The sequence below is a fragment of the Pseudomonas sp. TH39(2020) genome (genome assembly GCF_016650715.1).
GTDB classification, from domain to species: domain Bacteria; phylum Pseudomonadota; class Gammaproteobacteria; order Pseudomonadales; family Pseudomonadaceae; genus Aquipseudomonas; species Aquipseudomonas mandelii_C.
Window position 1 is genome coordinate 1,060,786 of sequence record NZ_JAEKFF010000007.1, and the last position, 25,954, is coordinate 1,086,739.

Here is a 25,954-nt window from a genome sequence, read left to right on the forward strand (position 1 = left end):
GTCACTATGTCGTCCAAACATGATGAGTCCAACACCGACCTGATCCGCGGCAAGGGCGTCGATGGTTTCGACGTCTGGTCGCTGCCCAGTTTCGATCCGTTCGTGCCGGAACCCGAGCCGGAACCTGAGCCCGAGCCGCCGGAAATGGAAGAAGTGCCCCTGGATGAAGTCCAGCCACTGACCCTCGAAGAACTCGAAAGCATTCGCCAGGAGGCCTACAACGAAGGCTTCGCAACCGGCGAGAAAGAAGGCTTCCACAGCACAACGCTCAAAGTCCGTCAGGAAGCCGAGTTGGCCCTGGCCGCCAAGATTGGCGCTCTGGAGCAGCTGATGGGGCATTTGTTCGAGCCGATCGCCGAGCAGGATACCTTGATCGAAAAGTCCCTGGTCGACCTGGTGCAGCACATCACCAAACAGGTGATTCAGCGCGAGCTCGCCATCGATTCGACGCAGATCGAACACGTCATGCGTGAAGCCCTCAAGCTCTTGCCGCTGGGCGTGGGCAATGTGCGGCTGTACATCAATCCGCAAGATTTCGAACAGGTCAAAGCCCTGCGCGAACGCCATGAAGAAACCTGGCGCATCGTCGAGGACGAGGCATTGTTGCCCGGCGGTTGCCGGGTCGAGACTGAACACAGCCGCATCGACGCCACGGTCGAAACCCGCGTTGCGCGGGTCATGGACAAGCTCTTCGATCAGTTGCACGAACAGGCCTTGCACCCGGCCGAACCGGATCTGAGCCTGGAGCTGCCGATCAGCGACAAGCCAGCGGTCGTGCCGGTCGAACCTGAACCGGACGTTCCCGATGCGCCTTGATCGCACCAGCTTCGCCAAGCGCCTCGGCAGCTACGCCGAGGCCACGGAGCTGGAAGGCGCGCCGATCCTTGAAGGCCGCTTGCTGCGCATGGTCGGCCTGACCCTCGAAGCCGAGGGCTTGCGCGCCGCCATGGGCAGCCGCTGCATGGTGATCAACGACGACAGTTATCATCCGGTGCAGGTCGAAGCCGAAGTCATGGGCTTCTCCGGCAGCAAGGTGTTTCTGATGCCGGTCGGCAGCGTTGCCGGCATCGCTCCCGGTGCCCGTGTGGTTCCTCTGGCGGATACCGGCCGTCTGCCAATGGGCATGAGCATGCTCGGGCGGGTGCTTGATGGCGCCGGTCGTGCGCTGGACGGCAAGGGTGGGATGAAGGCCGAAGACTGGGTGCCGATGGACGGCCCGACCATCAACCCGCTCAAGCGCGAACCGATCAGCGAGCCGCTGGACGTGGGTATTCGCAGCATCAACGGTTTGTTGACGGTCGGTCGCGGTCAGCGTCTGGGCCTGTTTGCCGGTACTGGCGTGGGCAAGAGTGTCCTGCTGGGCATGATGACCCGCTTCACCGAGGCCGACATCATCGTCGTCGGGCTGATCGGTGAGCGGGGTCGGGAAGTTAAAGAGTTCATCGAGCACATCCTCGGTGAAGAAGGGCTCAAGCGTTCGGTGGTGGTGGCGTCGCCAGCGGACGATGCGCCGCTGATGCGTCTGCGCGCTGCGATGTACTGCACGCGAATCGCCGAGTATTTCCGCGACAAGGGCAAGAACGTCCTGTTGCTCATGGACTCCCTGACCCGTTTCGCCCAGGCCCAGCGGGAAATCGCCCTGGCCATTGGTGAGCCGCCAGCGACCAAGGGTTATCCGCCATCGGTGTTCGCCAAACTACCGAAACTGGTGGAGCGGGCCGGTAACGCCGAGAAGGGCGGCGGTTCGATCACCGCGTTCTACACCGTACTGTCCGAAGGCGATGACCAGCAGGACCCGATTGCCGACGCCGCACGAGGCGTGCTCGACGGGCACATCGTTCTGTCCCGGCGCCTGGCCGAGGAGGGTCACTACCCGGCCATCGATATCGAAGCGTCCATCAGCCGGGTCATGCCGTCGGTGGTTACGCCCGAACACATGATGCGCGCCCAGTATTTCAAGCAACTGTGGTCGCGGTATCAGCAGAGTCGCGACTTGATCAGCGTCGGCGCCTATGTCGCGGGTGGTGATCGGGAAACCGACCTGGCGATCTCCCTGCAACCTCAGCTGGTGAAATACCTGCGCCAGGGTCTGAACGACAGCATCGGCCTGGGCGAAAGCGAAGCCTATCTCGGCACGATTTTCGCTCCCGCGGCCGGCGGCTAACCGACCATGGCCCAGAGCCGAGCCGCGCGCCTGGCCCCCGTGGTCGAAATGGCCGAAAAGGCCGAGAAAACCGCGGTCCTGCGTCTGGGGCACTTCCAGGGGCAAGTCCGTCTGGCAGAAAGCAAACTCGCCGACCTCGAAGCCTTTCGTCTCGACTATCAAGAGCAATGGATCGTGCGCGGCAGCAGTGGCGTGTCGGGCCAATGGTTGCTGGGTTATCAAGGCTTCCTTGCGCAACTGGGGACCGCCATCGACCAGCAGCGACAAAGCCTGGTATGGCATCAAAACAACCTGAACAAGGCGCGGGAATCCTGGCAACAGGCGTTTGCACGAGTCGAAGGCTTGCGCAAACTGGTGTTGCGCTATATGGATGAGGCGCGGCGTCTGGAAGACCGGCGTGAGCAAAAGCTGCTGGATGAGTTGTCCCAGCGGTTGCCGCGTCAGGATCCGTATTGAATCAGGTGGACCGCGTCATCGTTCTTCGCGAGCAGGCTCGCTCCCACAGGAGCTCGTGTTCATTTTAGGGAATACGGACAACCTGTGGGAGCGAGCCTGCTCGCGAAGGCGTCCTTAAGGTCAGCCTTGCTCCCATCTGCGCCAAGTGCTAAACCTTGTACACGTACGCTCACCCATGACAAGGAAGCCGTTAAATGTCAGTCGTTACAGAAGTATCCAAAGATGGGCAAAAGCTGACGATATCGATCAAGGGACGATTCGATTTCGCCAAGCATCAGGAATTTCGCGAATCCTACGAAAGGCTTGAGCAAAAACCCGAGTCTTTCGAAGTGAATCTGAAAGACGCCACCTACCTCGACAGCTCAGCGCTTGGCATGCTCTTGCTATTGCGTGATCACGCTGGCGGCGAGAATGCCGAGATCACGTTGACCAACGCTAACGCAGATGTGCGCAAGATTCTCGCCATCTCCAACTTCGAACAAATCTTCGACGTGGCGTGACCGCCATGCAGTCCTTGTTCGAACCGCTGACGATCCTGATCGCCGAAGACAGCGCGGCCGATCGCATGCTGCTGTCGACCATCGTTCGTCGTCAGGGGCATGAGGTGCTGACGGCCGCCAACGGTGCCGAAGCCGTTGAAGCGTTTCGCCAGCAGCGACCGCAACTGGTGCTCATGGACGCGATGATGCCGGTGATGGACGGTTTTGAGGCAGCGCGGCAGATCAAGGTATTGGCCGGGGAAACCCTGGTGCCGATCATCTTCCTCACCTCGCTGACCGAAAGCGAAGCACTGGCCCGCTGTCTGGAGGCCGGGGGCGACGACTTCCTGGCAAAGCCCTACAACCAGGTGATCCTCGCCGCCAAGATCAAGGCGATGGACCGCTTGCGACGATTGCAGGCCACGGTGTTGCAACAGCGCGATCTGATCGCCAGGCACCACGAGTACCTGCTCAACGAGCAGCGCGTGGCCAAGGCCGTGTTCGACAAGGTGGCCCACTCCGGCTGCCTGAGTGCACCGAATATTCGCTACCTGCAATCGCCCTATGCGTTGTTCAACGGCGATCTGCTGCTGGCCGCGTTCACCCCGGCGGGCGACATGCACGTGCTGCTCGGCGATTTTACCGGTCACGGTTTGCCGGCCGCAGTCGGTGCCATGCCCTTGGCCGAAGTTTTCTATGGCATGACCGCCAAGGGTTACGGCCTTTCCGAAACCCTGCGCGAGATGAATGCCAAGCTCAAGCGCATCCTGCCGGTGGACATGTTCTGTTGTGCAACGCTGCTGTGCCTGAGTTTTCTGCGACGCTCGGTGGAGGTCTGGAACGGCGGAATGCCGGACGGCTACCTGCACAGCATCGCCAGCGGTGAGCGAACGCCGCTGACGGCTCGGCATTTGCCGCTCGGCGTGCTGAGCCCGCAATCCTTTGATGACCGCACCGAGGTGTTTCCGATGGCGGTCGGGGATCGGGTCTTCCTGTTGTCCGACGGGGTGATCGATACCTGCGATGCCAACGAACAGTTGTTTGGTGTGGAGCGATTGCAGCAGGTGTTTGCGGCCAATCGTCAGCCTGATGAGCTGTTCGAAGAGATCGAGCAGGCGTTGCGAGACTTTCGCGGCGAGGCCCGTGATGACGTGAGCATGGTCGAGGTCAGTCTGCTGGAGGCCGCACAACTGAGCCCGCCGGCGCTGGTGTATTCCGACAGTGGTCAGTCCTGCCCGCTGGACTGGTCAGTGAGTTTCGAATTTCGCGCCGCCACGCTCAAACGCTTCAATCCGCTGCCGTATCTTCTGCAATTGCTGCTTGAGGTCCACGGTCTGCGGGCTCAGAGCGGGGCGCTCTACAGTGTATTGGCTGAACTGTATTCCAATGCCCTGGAGCATGGAGTGCTGGGGCTGGATTCGGCGCTCAAGAGCGATGCCTCGGGTTTCACCCGCTATTATCAACAGCGCAATGCGCGCTTGGATGCTTTGCAGGACGGCTTCGTGCGGGTGCATTTGCAGGTGACACCCAAGGGCAAGGGCGGGTGCTTGGCTGTTCGGGTTGAAGACAGTGGCAAGGGTTTCGATGTCGCGCGGGTGATGGAGCGGCCCGTCGATGGTGTCCGTCTGTCGGGACGTGGCGTCAGTCTGATCCGTCAACTGGGCCACAATGCGAGTTGGTCCGACGATGGTCGAAGTGCCCGCGTGGAGTTTTTCTGGGAGGCTCTGGCATAATCCACGCATTCTTGATCAAGGAGTGAGCAAGTGGCTGACACACACCTGGACCGCGACGTGCTGAACGCGTTGCAAGAGGTCATGGAGGATGAGTATCCGATGTTGCTGGATACCTTTCTCGCCGATTCCGAAGAGCGTTTACGCATCTTGCGAAAGGCTGAAGATGCCGCGCAGCTCATGAATGCTGCCCATAGTTTCAAGGGCAGCAGCAGCAACATGGGCGCCATTCGCCTGGCTGAGTTGTGCCATGAGCTGGAGCAGCGCGCCAAGCAAAAAAGCCTCGCCGGCATTGAAAAACTGGTGGGCGAAATTGATGACGAATTTGCGTTTGTCCGGCCGCTCTATGAGGCCGAGCGTCAGCGTTCTCTCTCTGCCAATGAGACCGTCCGGCGCTTTTAGCGCCTGTCACTCAAACCTGGCGCGACCTTTGCACTAATCTCCGTCAACTGTACCTACGATCCCAGTGCAGCGGAGACCGTTCCATGCCCGTTACCCCCAATATGCTTCTTCAGGCCGCCGCGCAGGCCAAGACTCAAGCCACTTCCGCCAATACACCGGCGCCGGCTGCTGAGCCTGGGGATAAGGCATCCAGCTTCGCTCAGGTCTACGCCAATCAAGCCCAGAACAAACCCTCTGCGGTGGGTGATGGATCGGCCAAGCCGATACGCGATAAAGCGCCGGACAGCCACGACAAAAAGGACGTCAGCAACGACAAGTCTGCCGCCCCGGAACCTGCGGTTGCCGATAGCGGCAAATCCTTGCCCGCCGATAAACCGGCGCAGGCTGACGACAAGGCTGCCAGCGATGATGCGTCGGAGGCTGCGGAACCGCCGGTGGTCGACACCGCGCCGGTTGATCCAACCCTCGATCCTTCGTTAGTGCCACCGTTTCAGGTAGTAGTGACAACCCCCGTTCCGGAAGCTCAGCCAGTGGTCGCCACCGTGCCGCCGCAGGTCGAAGCGCCAGTGGCTGCGGCAGTGACGGCGGCGCCAGTTGCTGCTGCAACGGCGGATAGCGATTTCGATCCCGAAGCCGATCCCCTCGACGCACTGCCCGCCGTGCGTATGGCCATGGAGCAGGGCGGCCATATTTCGGCTGCGAGTCAGGCTCAGCCCAAAGCGGCACCGACCTCGGCCCAGGCCCAGGCCGACGGCGAGTCAACCTCGGCGCAGACCTTCGCCGCAGGCATGGCAAGTATGCTCGATGTGCAAGTCGACAAGGACAGCACCAGCCAGGGCGGCGACAAAGCCTTCAGTGGTCTTATCGATGACGGTCTCAAGGACCTGAAGTCCGCGAGTGGCGATACCCGGGTCGACGATTTCGCCAACCGTCTGGCAGCACTGACCCAGGCGGCCACGCCGAAAACCGCCAACGCAGTGCCGGTCAATCAGCCGATCGCCATGCATCAGAGTGGCTGGACCGAAGAAGTAGTGAACCGGGTCATGTACCTGTCCAGTGCCAATCTCAAGGCTGCAGACATCCAGTTGCAACCGGCCGAACTGGGGCGGCTGGACATTCGGGTGAACATGGTTCCGGATCAGCAGACTCAAGTGACGTTCATGAGTGCCCATCCAAGCGTTCGCGAAGCGCTGGACGGGCAGATGCATCGCTTGCGTGACATGTTTGCGCAGCAGGGCATGGGCCAGGTCGACGTCAATGTGTCCGACCAGTCCCGTGGCTGGCAGGGGCAGGGGCAGGAACAGGCTCAACAGGGTCAAAGTCAGGGGGGGCGCACCAACGCCAGCGGTGGTCGTCTCGATTCGATGGACGAAGAGCTTCCGCCAACGGTGGCCGAAGTAGCGGCCAGCACCACCAGCGTCATTGGCTCCAGCGCCGTCGACTACTACGCCTGATAAAGCCCTGCACCAATCCCTGTGGGAGTGAGCCTGCTCGCGATGAGGCCTGAACAGTCAACATCTTCATTGGCTGTTCAACCGCTATCGCGAGCAGGCTCGCTCCCACAGTGGATTTGCAGCGTTCTTCAAATTGCTGTCAGTCCCACCCATCTCCCTTCAGACACTTCTGGCATAACACTTGCTCTTGCCTTGCCGTGCGACTGTGAAAACCCGAATAGTGACGGATTATTGGCATGGCGAAGAGCGAAGCAGCAGTAAAAGACCCCGCAACCAAAGGCAAACTCAAGCTGATCATCGCGGTGGTGGTGGCCCTGCTGCTGGCGATCGGCTTGTCCGTGGGGGCGACCTGGTTCTTCATGCACAGCGCCCAGAGCAAGCCTGCCGCCGCGGCTGAAACCGCCCCGGTCGGCAAGCAGCCAGCGATTTTCGAGCCCATGGCTCCAGCCTTCGTGGCCAATTACAACCAGAACGGCCGTCAGCGCTACATGCAGGTGAGCATCACCATGCAGGGTCGCAATCAGGCCGATCTTGACGCGCTCAAAGTCCACATGCCCGTCATCCGCAATAACCTGGTCATGCTGTTCTCCGGGCAGGACTTCGCCACCCTGGCATCGCCTGTCGGGCAGGAAATGTTGCGTCAGAAAGCCACGGCCAGCGTCCAGGAAGTGGCGCAGAAAGAACTCGGCAAAGTGGTCATCGAACAGTTGCTTTTCACTAATTTCGTACTGCAGTAGGAACACGACATGGCCGTGCAGGACCTGCTGTCCCAGGATGAGATCGATGCGCTGTTGCATGGCGTCGACGATGGTCTGGTACAGACCGATACCGCTGCTGAACCCGGCAGTGTCAAAAGCTACGACCTGACCAGTCAGGATCGCATCGTCCGTGGACGGATGCCGACCCTGGAAATGATCAACGAACGTTTCGCCCGTTACACCCGCATCAGCATGTTCAACATGCTGCGCCGTTCGGCGGACGTTGCCGTCGGTGGCGTGCAGGTGATGAAATTTGGCGAATACGTGCACTCGCTGTACGTGCCGACCAGCCTCAACCTGGTCAAGATCAAACCGTTGCGCGGCACCGCACTGTTCATCCTCGACGCCAAACTGGTGTTCAAGCTGGTGGACAACTTCTTCGGCGGCGACGGCCGTCACGCGAAGATCGAAGGGCGTGAATTCACGCCCACCGAATTGCGTGTAGTGCGCATGGTGCTGGAACAGGCCTTCGTCGATTTGAAAGAAGCCTGGCAGGCGATCATGGAAGTGAACTTCGAGTACATCAACTCGGAAGTGAACCCTGCCATGGCCAACATCGTCGGTCCGAGCGAAGCGATTGTGGTGTCGACGTTCCACATCGAGCTCGATGGCGGTGGCGGCGACCTGCACGTGACCATGCCGTACTCGATGATCGAACCTGTACGCGAAATGCTCGACGCCGGCTTCCAGTCGGACCTCGACGATCAGGACGAACGCTGGGTCAACGCCTTGCGTCAGGACGTGCTGGACGTTGACGTACCGATCGGTGCCACGGTTGCCCGTCGCCAGTTGCGCCTGCGGGACATTCTGCACATGCAGCCGGGGGACATTATCCCGGTCGAAATGCCGGACGAAATGATCATGCGCGCCAACGGCGTTCCTGCGTTCAAGGTCAAGATGGGGTCGCACAAAGGCAACCTCGCGTTGCAAGTGATCGAGCCGATCGAGCGCCGCTGACCGGCGCTCCTAACCCCCTGTGCTTTTAACTGACGGCTCCAGATTGAATGGATGCCCGCCGAGGACAAATTGATGGCTAACGATATGAACACCCAGGACGACCAGGCGCTGGCCGATGAATGGGCTGCTGCCCTGGAAGAAACCGGTGATGCCGGCCAGGACGACATCGACGCCTTGCTGGCCGCCGACGCCGCCAGTTCGCCGTCCAACCGTCTGCCGATGGAAGAGTTCGGCAGCGTGCCGAAAAACCACGAACCGGTCACCCTCGACGGTCCGAACCTGGACGTGATTCTCGATATCCCGGTGTCGATTTCCATGGAAGTCGGCAGCACTGATATCAACATCCGTAACCTGCTGCAGCTTAACCAGGGTTCGGTGATCGAGCTCGATCGTCTGGCCGGTGAACCGCTGGACGTGCTGGTCAACGGCACGCTCATCGCTCACGGTGAAGTGGTGGTGGTCAACGAGAAGTTCGGCATCCGCCTGACTGACGTGATCAGCCCAAGCGAACGCATCAAGAAGTTGCGCTGAGTGAAAAAGGTTCTCGGGGTTTTGCTCGCCTTGCCGTTCAGCGTTATGGCTGCCGAGCCGGTAGCGACCGCTACTGCGGCCGCTGCACCCGCGGTCAGCAGCGGTGTGGCCGGGCAATTGACGCAGTTGGTGTTCGGTTTGCTGCTGGTGCTGGGGTTGATCTTCTTCCTTGCCTGGTTGCTGCGTCGGGTGCAACAGGCCGGGCCGGCCGGCAAAGGGCAGGTGATCGAGCTGATCGGTTCCCGCGCGCTGGGCCCGCGTGACCGTCTGATGCTGGTGCAGGTCGGCAACGAGCAGATTCTGCTTGGCTTGAGCCCCGGCACCATCACCGCGTTGCACGTGCTCAAGGAGCCGGTGCAAGTGCCCAGCGGTACTGAAAAAGCGACCCCCGAGTTTGCCCAGCGCCTGATGGAGCTGATGGGCAAGGATCAGAAGGATAAGAAGTAATGGGTGCGCTACGCATCGTCTTGACGCTGGCCCTGATGCTGGCCGCGCCGCTGGCGTTCTCCGCCGATCCGTTATCGATCCCGGCAATCACCCTGGGCACCAACGCCAACGGCGCTCAGGAATACTCGGTCAGCCTGCAAATCCTGCTGATCATGACTGCGCTGAGTTTTATCCCGGCGTTCGTCATGCTGATGACCAGTTTCACCCGGATCATCATCGTCTTCTCGATCCTGCGTCAGGCCCTCGGCCTGCAACAAACGCCGTCGAACCAGATCCTCACGGGCATGGCGCTGTTCCTGACCCTGTTCATCATGGCGCCGGTATTCGACCGGGTTAATCAGGATGCCTTGCAGCCGTATCTGGCGGAGAAACTCACCGCTCAGGACGCCGTGGCCAAGGCGCAGGTGCCGATCAAGGATTTCATGCTCGCCCAGACTCGCAGCAGCGATCTGGAGTTGTTCATGCGCTTGTCCAAACGCACTGATATCGCGTCGCCGGATCAGGCGCCGCTGACGATTCTGGTTCCGGCGTTCGTCACGTCCGAACTGAAAACCGCGTTCCAGATTGGCTTCATGATCTTCATTCCATTCCTGATCATCGACCTGGTCGTGGCCAGTGTGCTGATGGCCATGGGTATGATGATGCTCTCGCCGCTGATCATTTCCCTGCCATTCAAGATCATGCTGTTCGTGCTGGTGGATGGCTGGGCGTTGATCATCGGTACGCTGGCGAGCAGCTTCGGCGGTGTATCGCCATGACGCCAGAAGTTGCGGTAGACATCTTCCGGGAAGCGCTGTGGCTGACCACCATGATGGTTGCCGTGCTGGTGATTCCGAGTTTGCTCGTGGGTCTGTTGGTGGCGATGTTTCAGGCCGCTACGCAGATCAACGAACAGACCCTGAGCTTCCTGCCGCGCCTGCTGGTGATGCTGGTGACGTTGATCGTCGCCGGTCCGTGGCTGGTGCAGACCTTTATGGAATACATCCTGCAGTTGTACGGCAGTATTCCTCAGGTCATCGGCTAAACCATGTCGCTGCTCCAGCTGACCGATACCCAGATCAGTACCTGGGTGGCGACGTTCATGCTGCCGCTGTTTCGTATCGGTGCCTTGCTGATGGTCATGCCGGTTTTCGGGACGACTCTGGTGCCCAAGCGAGTGCGCCTTTATTTTGCCCTCGCGATCACGGTAGTGATTGCCCCCGGGTTGCCGCCGATGCCGCCGGTCAATGCGCTGGACTTGAGCGGGCTGCTGCTGATCGCCGAGCAGATCCTCGTCGGTGCAGTGCTGGGTTTCTCCTTGCAGCTGTTCTTCCAGGCCTTTGTGGTCGCGGGGCAGATCGTCTCCATTCAGATGGGCATGGGTTTCGCTTCGATGGTCGACCCTACCAACGGCGTCTCGGTGGCGGTGATCGGGCAGTTCTTCACCATGCTGGTGACGCTGTTGTTCCTGTCCATGAACGGCCATCTGGTGGTGTTCGAAATCCTCACCGAAAGCTTCACTACGCTGCCGGTCGGTAGCGGGTTTTTGGTCAATCAGTACTGGGAGCTGGCCGGCAAACTCGGTTGGGTCCTCGGGGCCGCGCTGTTGCTGGTGTTGCCGGCGATCACTGCGTTGCTGGTGGTCAACATCGCCTTTGGCATCATGACCCGGGCGGCGCCACAGCTGAACATCTTCTCCATCGGCTTCCCGCTGACCTTGGTGCTCGGGCTGTTCATTGTCTGGGTCGGGCTGGCGGACATTATCAATCAGTATCAACCGCTGGCCTCCGAGGCCTTGCAGTTGTTACGCGAACTGGCACGGGCGCGCTGAGTCATGGCTGAGAGCGAAAGCGGTCAGGACAAAACAGAAGACCCCACGGAGAAGCGCAAGAAGGACTCTCGCGAGAAAGGCGAGATCGCGCGTTCAAAAGAGCTCAACACGCTGGCGATCATGCTGGCGGGTTCCGGTGCGCTGCTGATTTTCGGCGGGGCGCTGGCGCAAGACTTGATGGAATTGATGCGGCAGAATTTCTCCCTGTCCCGTGAAGTCATTCTCGATCAGCGCTCCATGAGCACTTACCTGTTGAGTTCAGGGCTGACAGCCTTGCTGGCGATTCAGCCGATCATGATCACCCTGGTGCTGGCCGCGTTGATCGGGCCAATCTCCCTGGGTGGATGGCTATTCGCAGCGGGTTCCCTGGCACCGAAGTTCAGTCGGATGAACCCTGCCGCCGGCCTCAAGCGGATGTTTTCGTTCAAGGCGGTGGCGGAGCTGCTTAAGGCGTTTGCGAAGTTTTTGATCATCCTGGCGGTGGCCCTGCAGGTGTTATCGTCAGACATCGATGACCTGATACGCATCGCCCACGAACCTTTGGAGCTGGCCGTCATTCACTGCCTGCAGGTAGTGGGCTGGAGTACGTTATGGATGTCCTGTGGGCTAATCATCATCGCCGCGGTGGACGTGCCGGTGCAGCTCTGGGAGAGCCACAAGAAACTGCTGATGACCAAGCAGGAAATACGCGACGAGCATAAGGATCAGGAGGGGCGCCCGGAGGTCAAACAGCGGATTCGCCAGCTGCAGCGCGACATGTCCCAGCGCCGGATGATGGCGGCAATCCCCGACGCCGATGTGGTGATCACCAACCCGACTCACTACGCCGTAGCGCTCAAGTACGATCCGGACAAGGGTGGGGCGCCGATGCTGATCGCCAAGGGCAGCGACTTCCTGGCCTTGAAAATCCGTGAAATCGCTGTGGCCAACGAAGTGCTGCTGCTTGAGTCGCCAGCACTGGCGCGTTCGATCTACTACTCCACCGAACTTGATCAGGAAATCCCTGGCGGGCTCTACCTTGCCGTCGCCCAGGTGCTCGCTTACGTCTACCAGATCCGCCAGCACCGCGCCGGCAAGGGTAAACGCCCGGATCCGCTCAAGGACGACCTGCCGATTCCGCCCGACCTGCGGCGCGATTCCTGAGAGAGACGCGTGTAGCAGCTGTCGAGCCTGCGAGGCTGCGTCCGGCTGCGCAGCAGTCGTAAACCTTTGCGAGAACTTCGTTCTCGGACGCAGTCTCGCAGGCTCGACAGCTGCTACAAAGCTCAATACACCCCTCTATTCCCCGCCTCGGCAAAAGTTGGAAGGCTTCTTGCAGTAGCCGCTCTGCGCCTGCTTCAGGCGTCAAAAAGTTTGCTTTAAGGGACGGGGAAAACCGGTGGATCGCTCTCAGTTATTCAACAGTGCTCGCACAAACGTTGCCGACTTAAGTCGAGGCAATCTGGGTGTGCCGTTGTTGCTGCTGGTCATGCTGGCGATGATGATGTTGCCGGTTCCGCCGTTCCTGCTGGACGTGTTCTTCACGTTCAACATTGCCTTGTCGATCGTCGTGCTGCTGGTGTGCGTCTACGCCTTGCGGCCGCTGGACTTTGCGGTGTTCCCGACCATTCTGCTGGTGGCGACCCTGTTGCGACTCGCGCTGAACGTGGCCTCCACGCGCGTGGTGATGCTCCACGGTCAGGATGGCCATGCCGCTGCCGGTAAGGTGATCCAGGCCTTCGGCGAGGTGGTGATCGGCGGTAACTACGTGGTCGGTATCGTCGTCTTCGCGATTTTGATGATCATCAACTTCGTTGTAGTGACAAAGGGTGCCGGACGGATTTCCGAGGTGAGCGCGCGTTTCACCCTCGATGCGATGCCCGGTAAACAAATGGCGATCGACGCCGACTTGAACGCCGGCCTGATCGACCAGAACCAGGCCAAGCTGCGCCGGATGGAAGTCGCCCAGGAAGCCGAGTTCTACGGTTCCATGGACGGTGCCAGCAAGTTCGTTCGCGGTGACGCCATTGCCGGTCTGCTGATTCTCTTCATCAACCTGATCGGCGGCATGGCGGTGGGTATCTTCCAGCACGGCATGACCTTCGGCGACGCCGGCCGGGTTTACGCGCTGTTGACCATCGGTGACGGTTTGGTGGCGCAATTGCCATCACTGCTTTTATCTACAGCTGCAGCGATCATGGTGACCCGTGCTTCCGGTTCGGAAGACATGGGCAAGCAGATCAATCGCCAGATGTTCGCCTCGCCCAAAGCGTTGGCCGTGGCGGCGGGTTTGATGGCAGTGATGGGCCTGGTGCCCGGCATGCCGCATTTCTCCTTTCTCAGCATGGCAGCCCTGGCAGCTGGCGGCGCGTACCTGTTCTGGAAGAAGCAGAACGTGGTCAAGGTTCAGGCCTTGCAAGAGGTCAAGCGTCAGCAGGAGCTGTTGCCATCGCCGGCTCGCGCTCAGGAAACCAAAGAGCTTGGCTGGGACGACGTCACTCCGATCGACATGATCGGCCTGGAAGTCGGCTACCGGCTGATTCCGCTGGTGGACCGCAATCAGGGTGGTCAGTTGCTGGCGCGGATCAAGGGCGTGCGCAAGAAGCTGTCCCAGGATCTGGGCTTCCTGATGCCGACCGTGCACATCCGTGACAACCTCGACCTGGCGCCCAGTGCCTATCGCCTGACCCTGATGGGGGTGATCCTGGCCGAAGCGGAGATTTACCCGGATCGCGAACTGGCGATCAACCCGGGGCAGGTCTACGGCACGCTCAACGGCATTACCGCCAAAGATCCGGCTTTCGGTCTGGAGGCGGTCTGGATCGAAATCAGCCAGCGTGCCCAGGCTCAATCCCTCGGTTACACCGTGGTCGATGCCAGTACGGTAGTGGCAACCCACTTGAACCAGATTTTGTACAAGCACTCGAGCGAGTTGATCGGCCACGAAGAAGTGCAGCAACTCATGCAATTGCTGGCCAAAAGCTCGCCAAAACTGGCCGAAGAGCTGGTGCCTGGCGTGGTCTCCCTGTCGCAGCTGCTCAAAGTATTGCAGGCGTTGCTGGCCGAACAGGTGCCAGTACGGGACATTCGCAGCATTGCCGAAGCCATCGCAAACAATGCCAGCAAGAGTCAAGATACTGCCGCGCTGGTGGCCGCGGTGCGCGTCGGCGTATCCCGCGCAATCGTCCAAAGCATTGTAGGGACTGACTCCGAGCTACCAGTAATCACTCTGGAGCCAAGGTTGGAACAAATATTGCTCAATAGTCTTCAGAAGGCAGGACAAGGCTCGGAAGAGGGCGTTTTGCTGGAGCCAAGCATGGCTGAGAAACTGCAACGCTCGTTGATCGATGCGGCGCAGCGTCAGGAAATGCAAGGTCAACCGGTGATTCTGCTGGTAGCCGGTCCGGTTCGCGCGATGCTGTCGCGATTCGGCCGATTGGCAGTCCCGGGTTTGCATGTGTTGGCTTACCAGGAAATTCCTGACAACAAGCAAGTGACCATCGTTGCGACAGTAGGGCCCAACGGCTGAGGTAGTGGTTTATGCAAGTTAAGCGTTTTTTCGCCGCCGATATGCGTCAGGCCATGAAACTGGTTCGTGATGAGCTGGGCGCTGATGCCGCCATCATTGGCAACCGCCGGATCGCCGGTGGTGTCGAGCTGACGGCTGCCCTGGATTACAAGTTGTCGGCGCTGGCTCCGCGCGTTCCGAACATGGAACTCGAAGACGAGCTGCGCAAGACCCAATCGCGGATCGTCACCGCCCAGGCCGAACTGAGCCTGCGCAGCGATGGCGAGAGCGATAAGTCCACCAATCGCCAATTGTTCGCCGGCCTGCCACTGACTGCCGCCGAGCCGCTGATCGAGCCGACCTACACCGAACCCCGTCGTCCTGCACCGGCCGCGGCACCTGCCACCGGTGGCGTCGACCCACGGGCGTTCGACTCGATGCGTTTCGAGCTCAACAGCCTGCGCGAACTGATGGAAGTGCAACTCGGCTCCCTGGCCTGGAATCAGCTGCAAGGCAGCCGCCCGGCCCAGGCCAATCTTTGGCGTCGCCTGCAACGCATCGGTCTGTCCGGCCCGTTGTCGCGCGATTTGCTGGCGCTGATTACCGATATTGAAGAACCTCGTCAGGCCTGGCGCATGTTGCTGGCGCACCTGGCGCGAATGATCGCCACACCGGAAGTCGAGCCTCTGGAAGAGGGTGGCGTGATTGCCATGGTCGGCCCCGCCGGCATGGGCAAGACCACCACCCTGGCCAAACTCGCGGCCCGTTACGTGCTCAAGTACGGCGCGCAAAATATCGCGCTGGTCAGCATGGACAGCTACCGTATTGGTGCTCAGGAACAACTCAAGACGTTGGGCCGGATCCTCAATGTGTCGGTGACGCATGTCGATCCGGGCCAGTCGCTGGTGCAGGCGCTGGAGCCTTTGTTGCGCAAACGCGTGGTGCTGATCGATACCGCGGGCCTTCAGGCCAGCGATCCGGCACTGCGCATGCAGCTAGAAAGCCTGGCCGGTCGTGGCATCAAATCGAAAAATTACCTGGTTTTGGCAACCACCAGCCAGAAACAGGTTCTAACGGCCGCTTATCACAGTTACAAACGCTGCGGGCTCGCTGGCTGCATCCTGACTAAACTGGATGAAACGGCAAGTCTGGGCGAGGTGTTGAGCCTGGCCATCAGTCATGAGTTGCCGGTGGCCTACCTGACCGATGGCCCGCGGATTCCGGATGATTTGCATCTACCGCGTCGTCATCAGTTGGTCAGTCGCGCCGTAAGCGTGCAAATGCAAGAAGAACCCAGCGAAGAAGCCATGGCTGATATGTTCGCTGATATTTACCACAGCCCGACCAAGCAGGTCGGCTGAGGTATTAATGAACAGTTTTTGTACCTACATCGATGGTCTGCCATGCATTGTTCAGTTAATGAACGCGCAGCCAGTAATGTGGCCTCCGTCTAAGTAAGACAAGGTAAAGAAAATTCATGGGCAGCATGCATCCCGTACAGGTGATCGCGGTGACCGGCGGCAAAGGTGGCGTCGGGAAAACTAACGTGTCAGTGAACTTGTCCCTGGCTCTAGCTGAGCTCGGCCGGCGCGTCATGCTGTTGGACGCCGATCTGGGGCTGGCGAACGTCGACGTTCTGTTGGGGCTGACACCCAAACGTACTTTGGCCGACGTGATCGAAGGCCGCTGCGAGCTGCGCGACGTTCTGTTGCAAGGCCCTGGCGGCATTCGCATCGTCCCGGCCGCGTCCGGCACACAGAGCATGGTTCATTTGAGCCCGGCTCAACACGCCGGCCTGATCCAGGCGTTCAGCGATATCGGCGACAACCTCGACGTGCTGGTGATCGACACCGCGGCGGGCATTGGTGAATCGGTCGTCAGTTTCGTCCGCGCAGCGCAAGAAGTCTTGCTGGTGGTCTGCGACGAGCCGACTTCGATCACCGATGCCTACGCACTGATCAAACTGCTGAACCGCGATTACGGCATGAACCGCTTCCGCGTCCTGGCCAACATGGCCCAGAGTCCGCAGGAAGGGCGCAACCTGTTCGCCAAGTTGACCAAGGTCACGGATCGCTTCCTTGACGTCGCCTTACAATACGTCGGCGCGGTGCCTTACGACGAAAGCGTGCGCAAGGCTGTGCAGAAGCAGCGCGCCGTTTACGAAGCCTTCCCGCGTTCCAAGTGCTCACTGGCGTTCAAGGCGATTGCACAGAAGGTCGATACCTGGCCGCTACCTGCCAACCCGCGTGGGCACCTGGAGTTTTTCGTCGAGCGCCTCGTGCAACAAACGGCAGGACCGGTGCTATGACAGCCAGTGGCTACAACCTCTACAAGAAGTCGGCACGTGACGCGCAGTACGAGCTGATCGAGCGTTACGCGCCACTGGTTAAACGCATTGCTTACCACTTGCTGGCGCGTCTGCCGGCCAGTGTCCAGGTTGAAGACCTGATCCAGGCCGGGATGATCGGCCTGCTTGAAGTGTCGACCAAATACGACGCCAGCAAAGGCGCGAGTTTCGAGACGTACGCGGGCATACGAATCCGTGGCGCGATGCTCGATGAAGTACGCAAGGGGGACTGGGCGCCACGTTCGGTCCACCGCAATACCCGGATGGTCAGCGACGCCATTCGCTCGATTGAAGCTAAAACCGGCCGTGACGCTAAAGATCACGAGGTTGCGGCCGAACTCCAATTGAGTCTCGACGATTATTACGGGATTTTGAACGACACCCTGGGCAGCCGCTTATTCAGTTTCGACGATCTGTTGCAGGACGGCGAACACGAAGGGCTGCACGAGGGTGGCGCCAGTGCTCATCTCGAGCCGTCACGCGATCTGGAAGATGGACGCTTCCAGGCGGCGCTGGCGGACGCGATTGCCAATTTGCCGGAGCGTGAGCGACTGGTGTTGGCGCTGTACTACGACGAAGAGTTGAATCTCAAGGAAATCGGTGAGGTCCTGGGGGTTAGCGAATCTCGGGTCAGCCAGTTACACAGCCAGTGCGCGGCCCGTTTGCGGGGGCGTTTGGGGGAGTGGCGAGCGCGCTGAAGGCAGTGTGGGGACACTGCGAACGCGGCTGGTGGGGTGTTGAACCGTACCGGTCCCGATCTGTTGTGCTCCAGACAGTCATTGAGTGCTTTGCCGGATTGATTGAAATGGCGCGTCCAGGTGCTGGGCGCGTTTAAGACTGCTTGGAGGTCGAATTGGACAAGAACATGAAAATCCTCATCGTTGATGACTTCTCAACGATGCGGCGGATCATTAAAAACCTGTTGCGTGACCTTGGGTTCACCAACACGGTCGAGGCTGACGATGGCACTACTGCCATTCCGGTTCTCAACAGCGGCAGCATCGACTTTCTGGTAACAGACTGGAACATGCCTGGCATGACCGGTATCGATCTGCTGCGCCACGTGCGTGCCGATGAAAAGCTCAAGCACCTGCCGGTGCTGATGGTGACCGCTGAAGCCAAGCGCGAGCAGATCATCGAGGCAGCCCAGGCCGGAGTTAACGGCTATGTGGTCAAGCCCTTCACGGCCCAGGCGTTAAAAGAAAAAATCGAGAAGATTTTCGAACGCATCGGTTGATGTGCGAAGCCACTGCGCCACGGGGGAGCTATGGAGCATAACGAGTCTTCACAGGGCGATTTCGAATCGACTCTGAAAAAACACGCGGTCGAACTGGTCGAAAGCCTTGAAAAAGGCAGGTTCGGCGACGCTGTGCAACTGATCCATGAGCTCAATCAGACCCGTGACCGTGGCCTGTATCAGGAAGTGGGCAAGCTCACTCGCGAGCTGCATAGCGCGATCGTCAATTTCCAGATTGACCCGAACATGCCGCAAGCCGAGGAAGTGTCACAGATCACGGACGCCACCGAGCGTCTGGGCTATGTGGTCAAGCTGACCGAGGCTGCTGCCAACCGCACCATGGACCTGGTGGAAAACGCCACGCCGCTGGTCAATGGCCTGAGCAACGAAGCCCAGGCCTTGAGCACCGATTGGGGACGGTTCATGCGTCGCGAAGTCGGGGCTGAAGAGTTCCGCGAGCTGGCCCGGCGAGTCGACGGTTTCCTGACACGCAGCAGCGAAGACAATCGCGTTGTGTCGAGCAACCTCAACGACATTCTGCTCGCTCAGGATTACCAGGACCTCACCGGTCAGGTGATCAAGCGTGTGACCCAATTGGTCACCGAAGTTGAAAGCAACCTGCTCAAGCTCGTGCTTATGGCCAGTCAGGTGGACCGCTTTGCGGGCATCGAACATGACCGTGAAGCGATGCTTGCAGAAAAAGATCCGCAAAAACATCTCTCTCAGGGTGAAGGTCCGCAGATTCATGCCGATAAAAGAGAAGACGTTGTGTCCGGTCAGGACGATGTGGACGATTTGCTATCCAGTCTTGGATTTTAGGTTTTTAGGTTTTTAGACCTTTAGGAGCACCCCCTTAATGAGCTTCGGCGCCGATGAAGAGATCCTTCAGGATTTCCTGGTTGAGGCCGGCGAGATTCTAGAGCAACTGTCCGAACAGCTGGTCGAGCTTGAAAGCCGACCCGATGATGCGGACTTGCTCAATGCAATTTTTCGCGGTTTTCACACTGTAAAAGGAGGCGCCGGCTTCCTCCAGCTCAACGAGCTGGTGGAGTGCTGTCACATCGCCGAGAACGTGTTCGACATCCTGCGCAAGGGTGAACGTCGCGTCGACTCGGAACTGATGGACGTGGTTCTCGAAGCGCTGGATGCGGTGAACGGCATGTTCACCGAAGTCCGCGAGCGCAGCCCGATCACGGCTGCCACGCCTGAATTGCTTGCGGCACTGGCCCGTCTGGCCGAGCCGCAAACTGAAGACGCCGCACCGGTCGCCGAGGTGGTGGAAGAACCTGCCGCCGAGAGCGAATCGGGTGACATCACCGATAACGAATTCGAACAACTGCTGGACTCACTGAACGCCGTCAAGGCTCAGGCAGAAGCCCCGGCAGCTGTGCCAGCGCCGAGCAGCAATGCAGCGGCCAGCGACGAAATTACCGATGCCGAGTTCGAGTCGTTGCTCGATCAGCTGCACGGTAAAGGCCAGTTCGCCGTTGATGCGGTAGCCCCGGCGCCAGTGGCGCCGGCTGCCCCGAAAGCGGCAGGCGACAGCTCCGATATCACCGACGACGAGTTCGAAGCTTTGCTCGATCAGTTGCACGGCAAGGGTAACTTTGCTGTCGACGCGCTGGAATCGGCCATTGCTGCGGCTCCGGCCCCGGCTGCGCCAACCGCTAAGGCGGCTGGCAGCGACCTGATCTCCGATCACGAGTTTGAATCGCTGCTCGACGAATTGCACGGCAAGGGCAAGTTCACTGAAGTGGGCACCGCGTCCGGCGCCAGCGCATCGGTTGTGGCGCCAGCGGCCAAGGCTGTTGCACCGAAACCCGTTGCCAAAGCGCCCGAGCCTAAAGCCGAAGCGCCGAAGCCTGCCGCTGCTGCTGCCCCGGCTCCGGCTCGTGCCCCGTCCGCGCCGCCACCGGAAAAACCGGCCAGCGAAGCCGAGACCACCGTGCGGGTCGATACCGCGCGTCTCGACGAAATCATGAACATGGTCGGCGAGTTGGTACTGGTGCGTAACCGCTTGGTCCGTCTGGGCCTCAACAGCGGCGACGAAGCCATGTCCAAGGCCGTGTCGAACCTCGACGTGGTCACGGCCGACCTGCAAACCGCGGTCATGAAGACCCGGATGCAACCGATCAAGAAGGTCTTCGGGCGCTTCCCGCGCCTGGTTCGCGACCTGGCTCGCCAGCTCAAGAAAGAGATCAACCTGGAACTGGTCGGCGAAGAAACCGACCTCGACAAGAACCTCGTCGAGGCCCTGGCCGACCCGCTGGTCCACTTGGTGCGCAACTCGGTCGACCACGGTATTGAAGAGCCGGCCGAGCGCGAAGCGATGGGCAAGCCTCGCAGCGGCAAGGTGATCCTGTCCGCTGAACAGGAAGGCGACCACATCCTTCTGTCGATCTCCGATGACGGCAAGGGCATGGACGCCGATGTTCTGCGCGGCATTGCCGTGAAGAAAGGCTTGATGGACAAGGATGCCGCGGATCGCCTCAGCGAATCCGATTGCTTCAACCTGATCTTCGCACCGGGTTTCTCGACCAAGACCGAAATTTCCGATGTCTCCGGACGCGGCGTGGGCATGGACGTGGTGAAAACCAAAATCGCCCAGCTCAACGGCACCATCAATATCTATTCGACCAAGGGCAAGGGCTCGAAGATCGTCATCAAGGTCCCGTTGACCCTGGCGATCATGCCGACGCTGATGGTCATGCTGGGCAACCAGGCGTTTGCGTTCCCGCTGGTGAACGTCAACGAGATCTTCCACCTCGACCTGTCGCGCACCAACGTGGTGGACGGCCAGGAAGTGGTGATCGTGCGGGACAAGGCGCTGCCATTGTTCTACCTCAAACGCTGGCTGGTCAGCTCCGCCGCTCACGAAGAGCAGCGCGAAGGCCATGTGGTGATCCTTTCGGTGGGCACTCAGCGGATCGGCTTCGTCGTCGATCAACTGGTGGGCCAGGAAGAAGTGGTCATCAAGCCATTGGGCAAAATGCTCCAGGGAACCCCGGGCATGTCCGGCGCCACCATCACCGGTGACGGCCGCATTGCGCTGATTCTCGATGTTCCGAGCATGCTCAAGCGTTACGCCGCACGGCGTATTTGATTCTGGTGGGGCGGGGCGACTGAGCCTTGCTCCGTCTAACGGAGTGTTTATGGCAGTTAAAGTCCTGGTGGTGGACGATTCGGGGTTTTTCCGCCGCCGCGTCTCGGAAATTCTTTCAGCGGATCCGAATATCCAGGTCGTCGGCACGGCGACCAACGGAAAAGAGGCGATTGATCAGGCGCTGGCCCTCAAGCCAGACGTGATCACCATGGACTACGAGATGCCGATGATGGATGGCATCACGGCGGTGCGGCACATCATGCAGCGCTGCCCGACCCCGGTGTTGATGTTCTCCTCGCTGACCCACGAAGGCGCTCGGGTAACCCTCGACGCGCTGGACGCTGGCGCGGTGGATTTCCTGCCGAAGAATTTCGAAGACATCTCCCGTAACCCGGAGAAGGTCAAGCAACTGCTGTGCGAGAAGATTCTCAGTATTTCGCACAGTAACCGTCGCGCCAACACCTACAGCGCTCCGGCACCTGTCGCCGCACCCGCCCCGACGCCCGCACCTTCGAACGTCAGCAGCTACGGCAGCAGCGCGCCTGCGCGTCCCGCACCGGCGCCGATTCCGGCGCGTACCCACGCGCCAGCCTCGTCGTCGCCAGCGCCGAAACGCAAAGCCTACAAACTGGTCGCCATCGGTACGTCCACGGGCGGCCCGGTTGCCTTGCAGCGGGTTCTGACCCAATTGCCGGCTAACTTCCCTGCACCCATCGTATTGATCCAGCACATGCCGGCCGCCTTCACCAAGGCCTTCGCCGAACGACTGGACAAGCTCTGCCGCATCAGCGTCAAGGAAGCCGAGGATGGCGACATCCTGCGTCCGGGCCTGGCGTTGCTGGCGCCGGGTGGCAAGCAAATGATGATCGACGGCCGTGGCGCGGTGAAAATCCTGCCGGGTGACGAGCGTTTGAACTACAAGCCGTGTGTGGACATCACCTTTGGTTCCGCGGCCAAGTCTTACGGTGACAAAGTTCTGGCGGTCGTATTGACCGGCATGGGCGCCGATGGTCGCGAAGGCGCGCGTCTGCTCAAGCAGGGCGGCAGCTCGATCTGGGCTCAGGATGAAGCCAGCTGCGTGATCTACGGCATGCCAATGGCCATCGTCAAAGCCGAACTCGCCGATGCGGTGTACGGCCTGGACGATATCGGCAAGCATCTGGTCGAGGCTTGTATCTGATGGATGTTTTAAGCCTCATCGGGATCATCATGGCGTTTGTCGCCATCATTGGCGGCAACTACCTTGAAGGCGGTCACCTCGGCGCTCTGGCCAACGGCCCGGCGGCGTTGATCGTACTCGGTGGGACCATCGGTGCGGCGCTGTTGCAAGCACCGATGAGCGCTTTCAAGCGTGCCATGCAGATTCTGGCCTGGATCCTGTTCCCTCCACGCATCGACCTCGCCGGTGGCGTCGATCGCGTCGTCAACTGGAGCCTGACCGCACGCAAGGAAGGCTTGCTCGGACTGGAAGGGGTGGCTGACGCCGAGTCGGACAACTACTCGCGCAAAGGTCTGCAACTGCTGGTGGACGGCGCCGAGCCGGAAGCGATTCGCAGCATTCTGGAAGTGGATTTCTACACTCAGGAAAGCCGCGACATCGAAGCCGCCAAAGTCTTCGAAAGCATGGGCGGCTACGCGCCGACCATCGGGATCATCGGTGCGGTGATGGGCCTGATCCACGTGATGGGCAACCTGGCCGATCCATCGCAACTGGGTAGCGGCATTGCCGTGGCCTTTGTCGCGACCATCTACGGCGTGGCCAGTGCCAACCTGGTGCTGCTGCCGATTGCCGCCAAACTCAAGTCCATCGCTTTGCGGCAGTCGCGTTATCGCGAAATGTTGTTGGAAGGCATTCTGTCGATCGCCGAAGGTGAAAACCCTCGCTCTATTGAGTTGAAGCTTCAGGGCTTCATGGATTGATGGGAGACATGGACCATGGCACGTCGTCGCCAACCTGAAGAACACGTTAATCACGAGCGCTGGCTGGTGTCCTACGCGGACTTCATCACCTTGCTTTTTGCTTTCTTCGTGGTGATGTACTCGATCTCTTCGATCAACGAAGGCAAGTACAAGGTTATTTCCGAAGCGTTGATCGGGGTCTTTACCGACTCCGACCGCGCCCTCAAGCCGATCCCGATCGGTGACGAGCGACCGAAGACCGTGACCCCGGCCAAGCCGCTGGTTAAAGACGCCGAGCAGGTCGACGCCGGTATCGCGGGTGCCAGTGATCCGCTCAAAAGCATCGCCGACGACATCAGCGCCGCGTTCGGCGACTTGATCAGCTCCAACCAGATGACCATTCGCGGCAACGAGCTGTGGGTCGAGATCGAACTCAATTCCAGCCTGTTGTTCGGCAGCGGCGACGCCATGCCCAGCGACATCGCGTTCAACATCATCGACAAGGTTGCCGCGATTCTGAAGCCGTTCGACAACCCGATTCACGTCGAAGGTTTCACTGACGATCAACCGATTCGCACCGCGCAATACCCCACCAACTGGGAGCTGTCCTCGGCCCGGTCGGCGAGCATCGTGCGCATGCTGGCGATGCAGGGTGTGAACCCCGGTCGCTTGGCGTCGGTGGGTTACGGCGAGTTCCAGCCAGTGGCCAACAACGCGACTGCCGAGGGGCGGGCGCGTAACCGTCGCGTGGTGCTGGTGGTGTCACGAAATCTCGATGTGCGCCGCAGCCTTACCGGTACCGGAACCGCTAATGCGAAACCGGATGCCGCGTTGAAGCGTGCTGGCACACAAACTGCACCGACCCCGGTCAAGTCGCCGGGACGAGAGAGTGCCGTCAATTCTCCGTCACCCGCATTAATACGTTGAGCTATTTCTCGGTCGACGATTTCGACCGGGAGGAACAATCCGAATGAGAGTCTGGGCCGTTGCCAATCAAAAGGGTGGTGTTGGTAAAACCACTTCCTCTATCGCTTTAGCCGGTTTACTGGCCGAGGCGGGCAAGCGTGTGGTTGTGGTCGATCTCGACCCCCACGGCTCCATGACCAGCTACTTCGGTTACGACCCCGACAGCCTGGAGCACAGCAGCTACGACCTGTTCCTGCACAAGGGCAGTGTGCCGCAAGGCTTGCCCGGCCAGTTGTTGTTGCCCACCAGCCACGAGAGTATTTCCCTGTTGCCGTCGAGCACCGCACTCGCGACCCTCGAGCGCCAGTCGCCGGGGCAGAGCGGCCTGGGCCTGGTGATTGCCAAGAGCCTGGCGCAACTTTGGCAGGACTTCGATTACGCCGTGATCGACAGTCCGCCGTTGCTCGGCGTGCTGATGGTCAATGCCTTGGCGGCGAGCCAGCAATTGGTGATCCCGGTGCAGACCGAACACCTGGCGGTCAAAGGCCTCGAACGCATGGTCAATACACTGGCGATGATCAACCGTTCGCGCAAACAGGCGCTGCCCTTCAGCATCGTGCCGACCCTGTTCGACCGCCGCACGCAGGCTTCTCTCAGCACGCTTCGGGTGTTGCGCGACAAGTACCCGGAAGAAATCTGGCAGGGCTACATTCCGGTCGATACCCGCTTGCGCGACGCCAGCCGTGCTGGTGTGACGCCTTCGCAGTTCGACGGCAAGAGCCGTGGGGTTCTCGCCTACCGCGCATTGCTCAAGCACCTGTTGGCCGCACAACTCGCCCCGGCGGTGGCCTGATGAACCCAATACCTACGGTGGTGCGCGCATGAACCGGCCGGTGAAGGTCACCTCGCGTCCGCAGTTGGCGCTCCAGTCTTATCTGGACAGCTTGCTGATGGAGGCGACTGAAGAGTTGCCGCTGGAAGTCGAAGCACTGGTTGAAGTCATTGAAGTTGTCGAAGCGGTCGAGGTTGAGGCAGCGCTGGACGAGTTCCAGGCTGCGGTGCTCGAAGAACAGGCCCGGGATGCGCAAAAACCTGGCGCCGTCGCCGCGCCCGCAGCAGCGCCAGTCGTCGAGAAAGCACCGGTAGCCGTGATCGAAGCACCAGCGCCGGTTCTCGCATCGATCTCGACCATCGCCCCGCTGCTGCAAGCCTTGGTGCCACCGGTGGTCGAAGTCCACCTGCCACCGAGCAACACGCCACCACCCGTGGAAACCGATGGTCGCCCGTCTTGGGCCGCCGAGCCATTCGAATGCCTGTTGTTCGATGTCGCCGGGCTGACCCTGGCGGTGCCGCTGGTGTGTCTGGGCTCGATTTATTCTTTGGCCGGTCACGAGCTGACACCGCTGTTCGGTCAGCCGGAGTGGTTCCTCGGGATCCTGCCGAGCCAGGCCGGCAACCTGAAAGTACTGGACACCGCGCGTTGGGTCATGCCCGACCGTTACCGCGACGATTTCCGCCAGGGCCTGCAATACGTTATTTCGGTTCAGGGCTACGAATGGGGGCTGGCGGTGCATCAGGTCAGCCGCTCGTTGCGCCTGGACCCTAACGAAATCAAATGGAGAAGTCATCGAGGTCAGCGGCCATGGCTCGCCGGCACGGTGATTGAGCACATGTGTGCACTGCTGGACGTATCCGCCCTGGCCGAGTTGATCGCCAGTGGCGGGGCAAAGCACATGGGCGGCAGCAAGCCGCTACACAAACCGACATAGCTGCCGACATAACAAGTA

The 25,954-nt window shown here is 60.2% G+C and carries 27 protein-coding genes; all 27 read left to right on the top strand.

What is annotated here, in order from left to right:
• Positions 1–6 precede the first annotated feature (6 nt).
• A complete protein-coding gene (gene fliH / locus JFU47_RS25275) occupies positions 7–816 on the top strand; it encodes a flagellar assembly protein FliH (protein WP_201186463.1) in 810 nt (269 codons plus the stop codon).
• The gene (gene fliI / locus JFU47_RS25280; RefSeq protein WP_201186465.1) at positions 806–2,164 is read left to right on the top strand and encodes a flagellar protein export ATPase FliI; all 1,359 of its coding nucleotides are present in this window, start codon (positions 806–808) and stop codon (positions 2,162–2,164) included. The genes fliH and fliI overlap by 11 nt, the downstream gene beginning before the upstream one ends.
• A gap of 6 nt (positions 2,165–2,170) precedes the next feature.
• A complete protein-coding gene (fliJ, locus tag JFU47_RS25285; RefSeq protein ID WP_201186467.1) occupies positions 2,171–2,620 on the top strand; it encodes a flagellar export protein FliJ in 450 nt (149 codons plus the stop codon).
• Between the two features lie 194 nt (positions 2,621–2,814).
• Complete coding sequence (locus JFU47_RS25290) at positions 2,815–3,120, top strand: STAS domain-containing protein (RefSeq protein WP_201186469.1); 306 nt, start codon at positions 2,815–2,817, stop codon at positions 3,118–3,120.
• A 5-nt stretch (positions 3,121–3,125) separates the two neighbouring features.
• Complete coding sequence (locus JFU47_RS25295) at positions 3,126–4,832, top strand: ATP-binding SpoIIE family protein phosphatase (RefSeq protein WP_201186471.1); 1,707 nt, start codon at positions 3,126–3,128, stop codon at positions 4,830–4,832.
• A 30-nt stretch (positions 4,833–4,862) separates the two neighbouring features.
• On the top strand, positions 4,863–5,231 hold the full coding sequence (locus JFU47_RS25300; protein WP_201186473.1) for an Hpt domain-containing protein: 369 nt from the start codon (positions 4,863–4,865) through the stop codon (positions 5,229–5,231).
• An 83-nt stretch (positions 5,232–5,314) separates the two neighbouring features.
• Positions 5,315–6,685 (top strand): flagellar hook-length control protein FliK, encoded by a 1,371-nt coding sequence (locus tag JFU47_RS25305; RefSeq protein WP_201186475.1) that lies wholly within the window; start codon positions 5,315–5,317, stop codon positions 6,683–6,685.
• A 236-nt stretch (positions 6,686–6,921) separates the two neighbouring features.
• Positions 6,922–7,422 carry a flagellar basal body-associated protein FliL gene (gene fliL, locus JFU47_RS25310; RefSeq protein WP_140681970.1) on the top strand — a complete coding sequence of 167 codons (501 nt, stop codon included), beginning with the start codon at positions 6,922–6,924 and terminating at the stop codon, positions 7,420–7,422.
• 9 nt (positions 7,423–7,431) lie between these two features.
• Complete coding sequence (gene fliM, locus JFU47_RS25315; RefSeq protein WP_008151077.1) at positions 7,432–8,400, top strand: flagellar motor switch protein FliM; 969 nt, start codon at positions 7,432–7,434, stop codon at positions 8,398–8,400.
• A 72-nt stretch (positions 8,401–8,472) separates the two neighbouring features.
• On the top strand, positions 8,473–8,931 hold the full coding sequence (fliN, locus tag JFU47_RS25320) for a flagellar motor switch protein FliN (protein WP_111451927.1): 459 nt from the start codon (positions 8,473–8,475) through the stop codon (positions 8,929–8,931).
• Positions 8,932–9,378: a flagellar biosynthetic protein FliO gene (gene fliO / locus JFU47_RS25325; protein WP_201186477.1), complete on the top strand. Its 447-nt coding sequence runs from the start codon at positions 8,932–8,934 to the stop codon at positions 9,376–9,378.
• Entirely contained in the window at positions 9,378–10,136 is a 759-nt protein-coding gene (fliP, locus tag JFU47_RS25330) for a flagellar type III secretion system pore protein FliP (protein WP_123364555.1), read from the top strand. Before fliO ends, fliP begins: the two co-directional genes overlap by 1 nt.
• The gene (gene fliQ, locus JFU47_RS25335) at positions 10,133–10,402 is read left to right on the top strand and encodes a flagellar biosynthesis protein FliQ (RefSeq protein WP_007948918.1); all 270 of its coding nucleotides are present in this window, start codon (positions 10,133–10,135) and stop codon (positions 10,400–10,402) included. The genes fliP and fliQ overlap by 4 nt, the downstream gene beginning before the upstream one ends.
• A 3-nt stretch (positions 10,403–10,405) precedes the next feature.
• Complete coding sequence (fliR, locus tag JFU47_RS25340) at positions 10,406–11,188, top strand: flagellar biosynthetic protein FliR (protein WP_140681966.1); 783 nt, start codon at positions 10,406–10,408, stop codon at positions 11,186–11,188.
• 3 nt (positions 11,189–11,191) lie between these two features.
• Positions 11,192–12,331, top strand: a complete 1,140-nt coding sequence (flhB, locus tag JFU47_RS25345) for a flagellar biosynthesis protein FlhB (RefSeq protein WP_123364557.1) — start codon at positions 11,192–11,194, stop codon at positions 12,329–12,331.
• A gap of 235 nt (positions 12,332–12,566) precedes the next feature.
• Positions 12,567–14,696 carry a flagellar biosynthesis protein FlhA gene (flhA, locus tag JFU47_RS25350; RefSeq protein ID WP_140681964.1) on the top strand — a complete coding sequence of 710 codons (2,130 nt, stop codon included), beginning with the start codon at positions 12,567–12,569 and terminating at the stop codon, positions 14,694–14,696.
• Positions 14,697–14,707: 11 nt separating this feature from the next.
• Positions 14,708–16,036, top strand: a complete 1,329-nt coding sequence (gene flhF, locus JFU47_RS25355) for a flagellar biosynthesis protein FlhF (protein ID WP_123364560.1) — start codon at positions 14,708–14,710, stop codon at positions 16,034–16,036.
• A 116-nt stretch (positions 16,037–16,152) separates the two neighbouring features.
• Entirely contained in the window at positions 16,153–16,983 is an 831-nt protein-coding gene (gene fleN / locus JFU47_RS25360) for a flagellar synthesis regulator FleN (RefSeq protein ID WP_007975361.1), read from the top strand.
• Complete coding sequence (gene fliA, locus JFU47_RS25365; protein ID WP_201186479.1) at positions 16,980–17,720, top strand: RNA polymerase sigma factor FliA; 741 nt, start codon at positions 16,980–16,982, stop codon at positions 17,718–17,720. Before fleN ends, fliA begins: the two co-directional genes overlap by 4 nt.
• A gap of 167 nt (positions 17,721–17,887) precedes the next feature.
• Positions 17,888–18,259, top strand: a complete 372-nt coding sequence (locus JFU47_RS25370) for a chemotaxis response regulator CheY (protein WP_003183998.1) — start codon at positions 17,888–17,890, stop codon at positions 18,257–18,259.
• Positions 18,260–18,289: 30 nt separating this feature from the next.
• Complete coding sequence (locus JFU47_RS25375; protein ID WP_074874578.1) at positions 18,290–19,078, top strand: protein phosphatase CheZ; 789 nt, start codon at positions 18,290–18,292, stop codon at positions 19,076–19,078.
• A gap of 37 nt (positions 19,079–19,115) precedes the next feature.
• The gene (locus tag JFU47_RS25380; protein WP_201186481.1) at positions 19,116–21,362 is read left to right on the top strand and encodes a chemotaxis protein CheA; all 2,247 of its coding nucleotides are present in this window, start codon (positions 19,116–19,118) and stop codon (positions 21,360–21,362) included.
• 49 nt (positions 21,363–21,411) lie between these two features.
• Positions 21,412–22,542, top strand: a complete 1,131-nt coding sequence (locus JFU47_RS25385) for a protein-glutamate methylesterase/protein-glutamine glutaminase (RefSeq protein WP_201186483.1) — start codon at positions 21,412–21,414, stop codon at positions 22,540–22,542.
• On the top strand, positions 22,542–23,282 hold the full coding sequence (locus JFU47_RS25390; protein WP_201186485.1) for a flagellar motor protein: 741 nt from the start codon (positions 22,542–22,544) through the stop codon (positions 23,280–23,282). The genes JFU47_RS25385 and JFU47_RS25390 overlap by 1 nt, the downstream gene beginning before the upstream one ends.
• Positions 23,283–23,297: 15 nt before the next feature.
• Positions 23,298–24,188, top strand: coding sequence for a flagellar motor protein MotD (gene motD / locus JFU47_RS25395; protein ID WP_008155811.1), 891 nt, complete (start codon positions 23,298–23,300; stop codon positions 24,186–24,188).
• A 43-nt stretch (positions 24,189–24,231) separates the two neighbouring features.
• Entirely contained in the window at positions 24,232–25,020 is a 789-nt protein-coding gene (locus JFU47_RS25400; protein WP_140681956.1) for a ParA family protein, read from the top strand.
• Between the two features lie 28 nt (positions 25,021–25,048).
• Positions 25,049–25,936 (top strand): CheW domain-containing protein, encoded by an 888-nt coding sequence (locus JFU47_RS25405; RefSeq protein ID WP_201186487.1) that lies wholly within the window; start codon positions 25,049–25,051, stop codon positions 25,934–25,936.
• Positions 25,937–25,954 lie beyond the last annotated feature (18 nt).

What these genes read in the sequence shown, in the direction of transcription:
- fliH (WP_201186463.1), top strand. Translation starts at nt 7, where the DNA reads ATGTCGTCCAAACATGATGAGTCCAACACCGACCTGATCCGCGGCAAG.
- fliI (WP_201186465.1), top strand. Translation starts at nt 806, where the DNA reads ATGCGCCTTGATCGCACCAGCTTCGCCAAGCGCCTCGGCAGCTACGCC.
- fliJ (WP_201186467.1), top strand. Translation starts at nt 2,171, where the DNA reads ATGGCCCAGAGCCGAGCCGCGCGCCTGGCCCCCGTGGTCGAAATGGCC.
- JFU47_RS25290 (WP_201186469.1), top strand. Translation starts at nt 2,815, where the DNA reads ATGTCAGTCGTTACAGAAGTATCCAAAGATGGGCAAAAGCTGACGATA.
- JFU47_RS25295 (WP_201186471.1), top strand. Translation starts at nt 3,126, where the DNA reads ATGCAGTCCTTGTTCGAACCGCTGACGATCCTGATCGCCGAAGACAGC.
- JFU47_RS25305 (WP_201186475.1), top strand. Translation starts at nt 5,315, where the DNA reads ATGCCCGTTACCCCCAATATGCTTCTTCAGGCCGCCGCGCAGGCCAAG.
- fliL (WP_140681970.1), top strand. Translation starts at nt 6,922, where the DNA reads ATGGCGAAGAGCGAAGCAGCAGTAAAAGACCCCGCAACCAAAGGCAAA.
- fliM (WP_008151077.1), top strand. Translation starts at nt 7,432, where the DNA reads ATGGCCGTGCAGGACCTGCTGTCCCAGGATGAGATCGATGCGCTGTTG.
- fliN (WP_111451927.1), top strand. Translation starts at nt 8,473, where the DNA reads ATGGCTAACGATATGAACACCCAGGACGACCAGGCGCTGGCCGATGAA.
- fliP (WP_123364555.1), top strand. Translation starts at nt 9,378, where the DNA reads ATGGGTGCGCTACGCATCGTCTTGACGCTGGCCCTGATGCTGGCCGCG.
- fliQ (WP_007948918.1), top strand. Translation starts at nt 10,133, where the DNA reads ATGACGCCAGAAGTTGCGGTAGACATCTTCCGGGAAGCGCTGTGGCTG.
- fliR (WP_140681966.1), top strand. Translation starts at nt 10,406, where the DNA reads ATGTCGCTGCTCCAGCTGACCGATACCCAGATCAGTACCTGGGTGGCG.
- flhB (WP_123364557.1), top strand. Translation starts at nt 11,192, where the DNA reads ATGGCTGAGAGCGAAAGCGGTCAGGACAAAACAGAAGACCCCACGGAG.
- flhF (WP_123364560.1), top strand. Translation starts at nt 14,708, where the DNA reads ATGCAAGTTAAGCGTTTTTTCGCCGCCGATATGCGTCAGGCCATGAAA.
- fleN (WP_007975361.1), top strand. Translation starts at nt 16,153, where the DNA reads ATGGGCAGCATGCATCCCGTACAGGTGATCGCGGTGACCGGCGGCAAA.
- fliA (WP_201186479.1), top strand. Translation starts at nt 16,980, where the DNA reads ATGACAGCCAGTGGCTACAACCTCTACAAGAAGTCGGCACGTGACGCG.
- JFU47_RS25370 (WP_003183998.1), top strand. Translation starts at nt 17,888, where the DNA reads ATGAAAATCCTCATCGTTGATGACTTCTCAACGATGCGGCGGATCATT.
- JFU47_RS25375 (WP_074874578.1), top strand. Translation starts at nt 18,290, where the DNA reads ATGGAGCATAACGAGTCTTCACAGGGCGATTTCGAATCGACTCTGAAA.
- JFU47_RS25380 (WP_201186481.1), top strand. Translation starts at nt 19,116, where the DNA reads ATGAGCTTCGGCGCCGATGAAGAGATCCTTCAGGATTTCCTGGTTGAG.
- JFU47_RS25385 (WP_201186483.1), top strand. Translation starts at nt 21,412, where the DNA reads ATGGCAGTTAAAGTCCTGGTGGTGGACGATTCGGGGTTTTTCCGCCGC.
- JFU47_RS25390 (WP_201186485.1), top strand. Translation starts at nt 22,542, where the DNA reads ATGGATGTTTTAAGCCTCATCGGGATCATCATGGCGTTTGTCGCCATC.
- motD (WP_008155811.1), top strand. Translation starts at nt 23,298, where the DNA reads ATGGCACGTCGTCGCCAACCTGAAGAACACGTTAATCACGAGCGCTGG.
- JFU47_RS25400 (WP_140681956.1), top strand. Translation starts at nt 24,232, where the DNA reads ATGAGAGTCTGGGCCGTTGCCAATCAAAAGGGTGGTGTTGGTAAAACC.
- JFU47_RS25405 (WP_201186487.1), top strand. Translation starts at nt 25,049, where the DNA reads ATGAACCGGCCGGTGAAGGTCACCTCGCGTCCGCAGTTGGCGCTCCAG.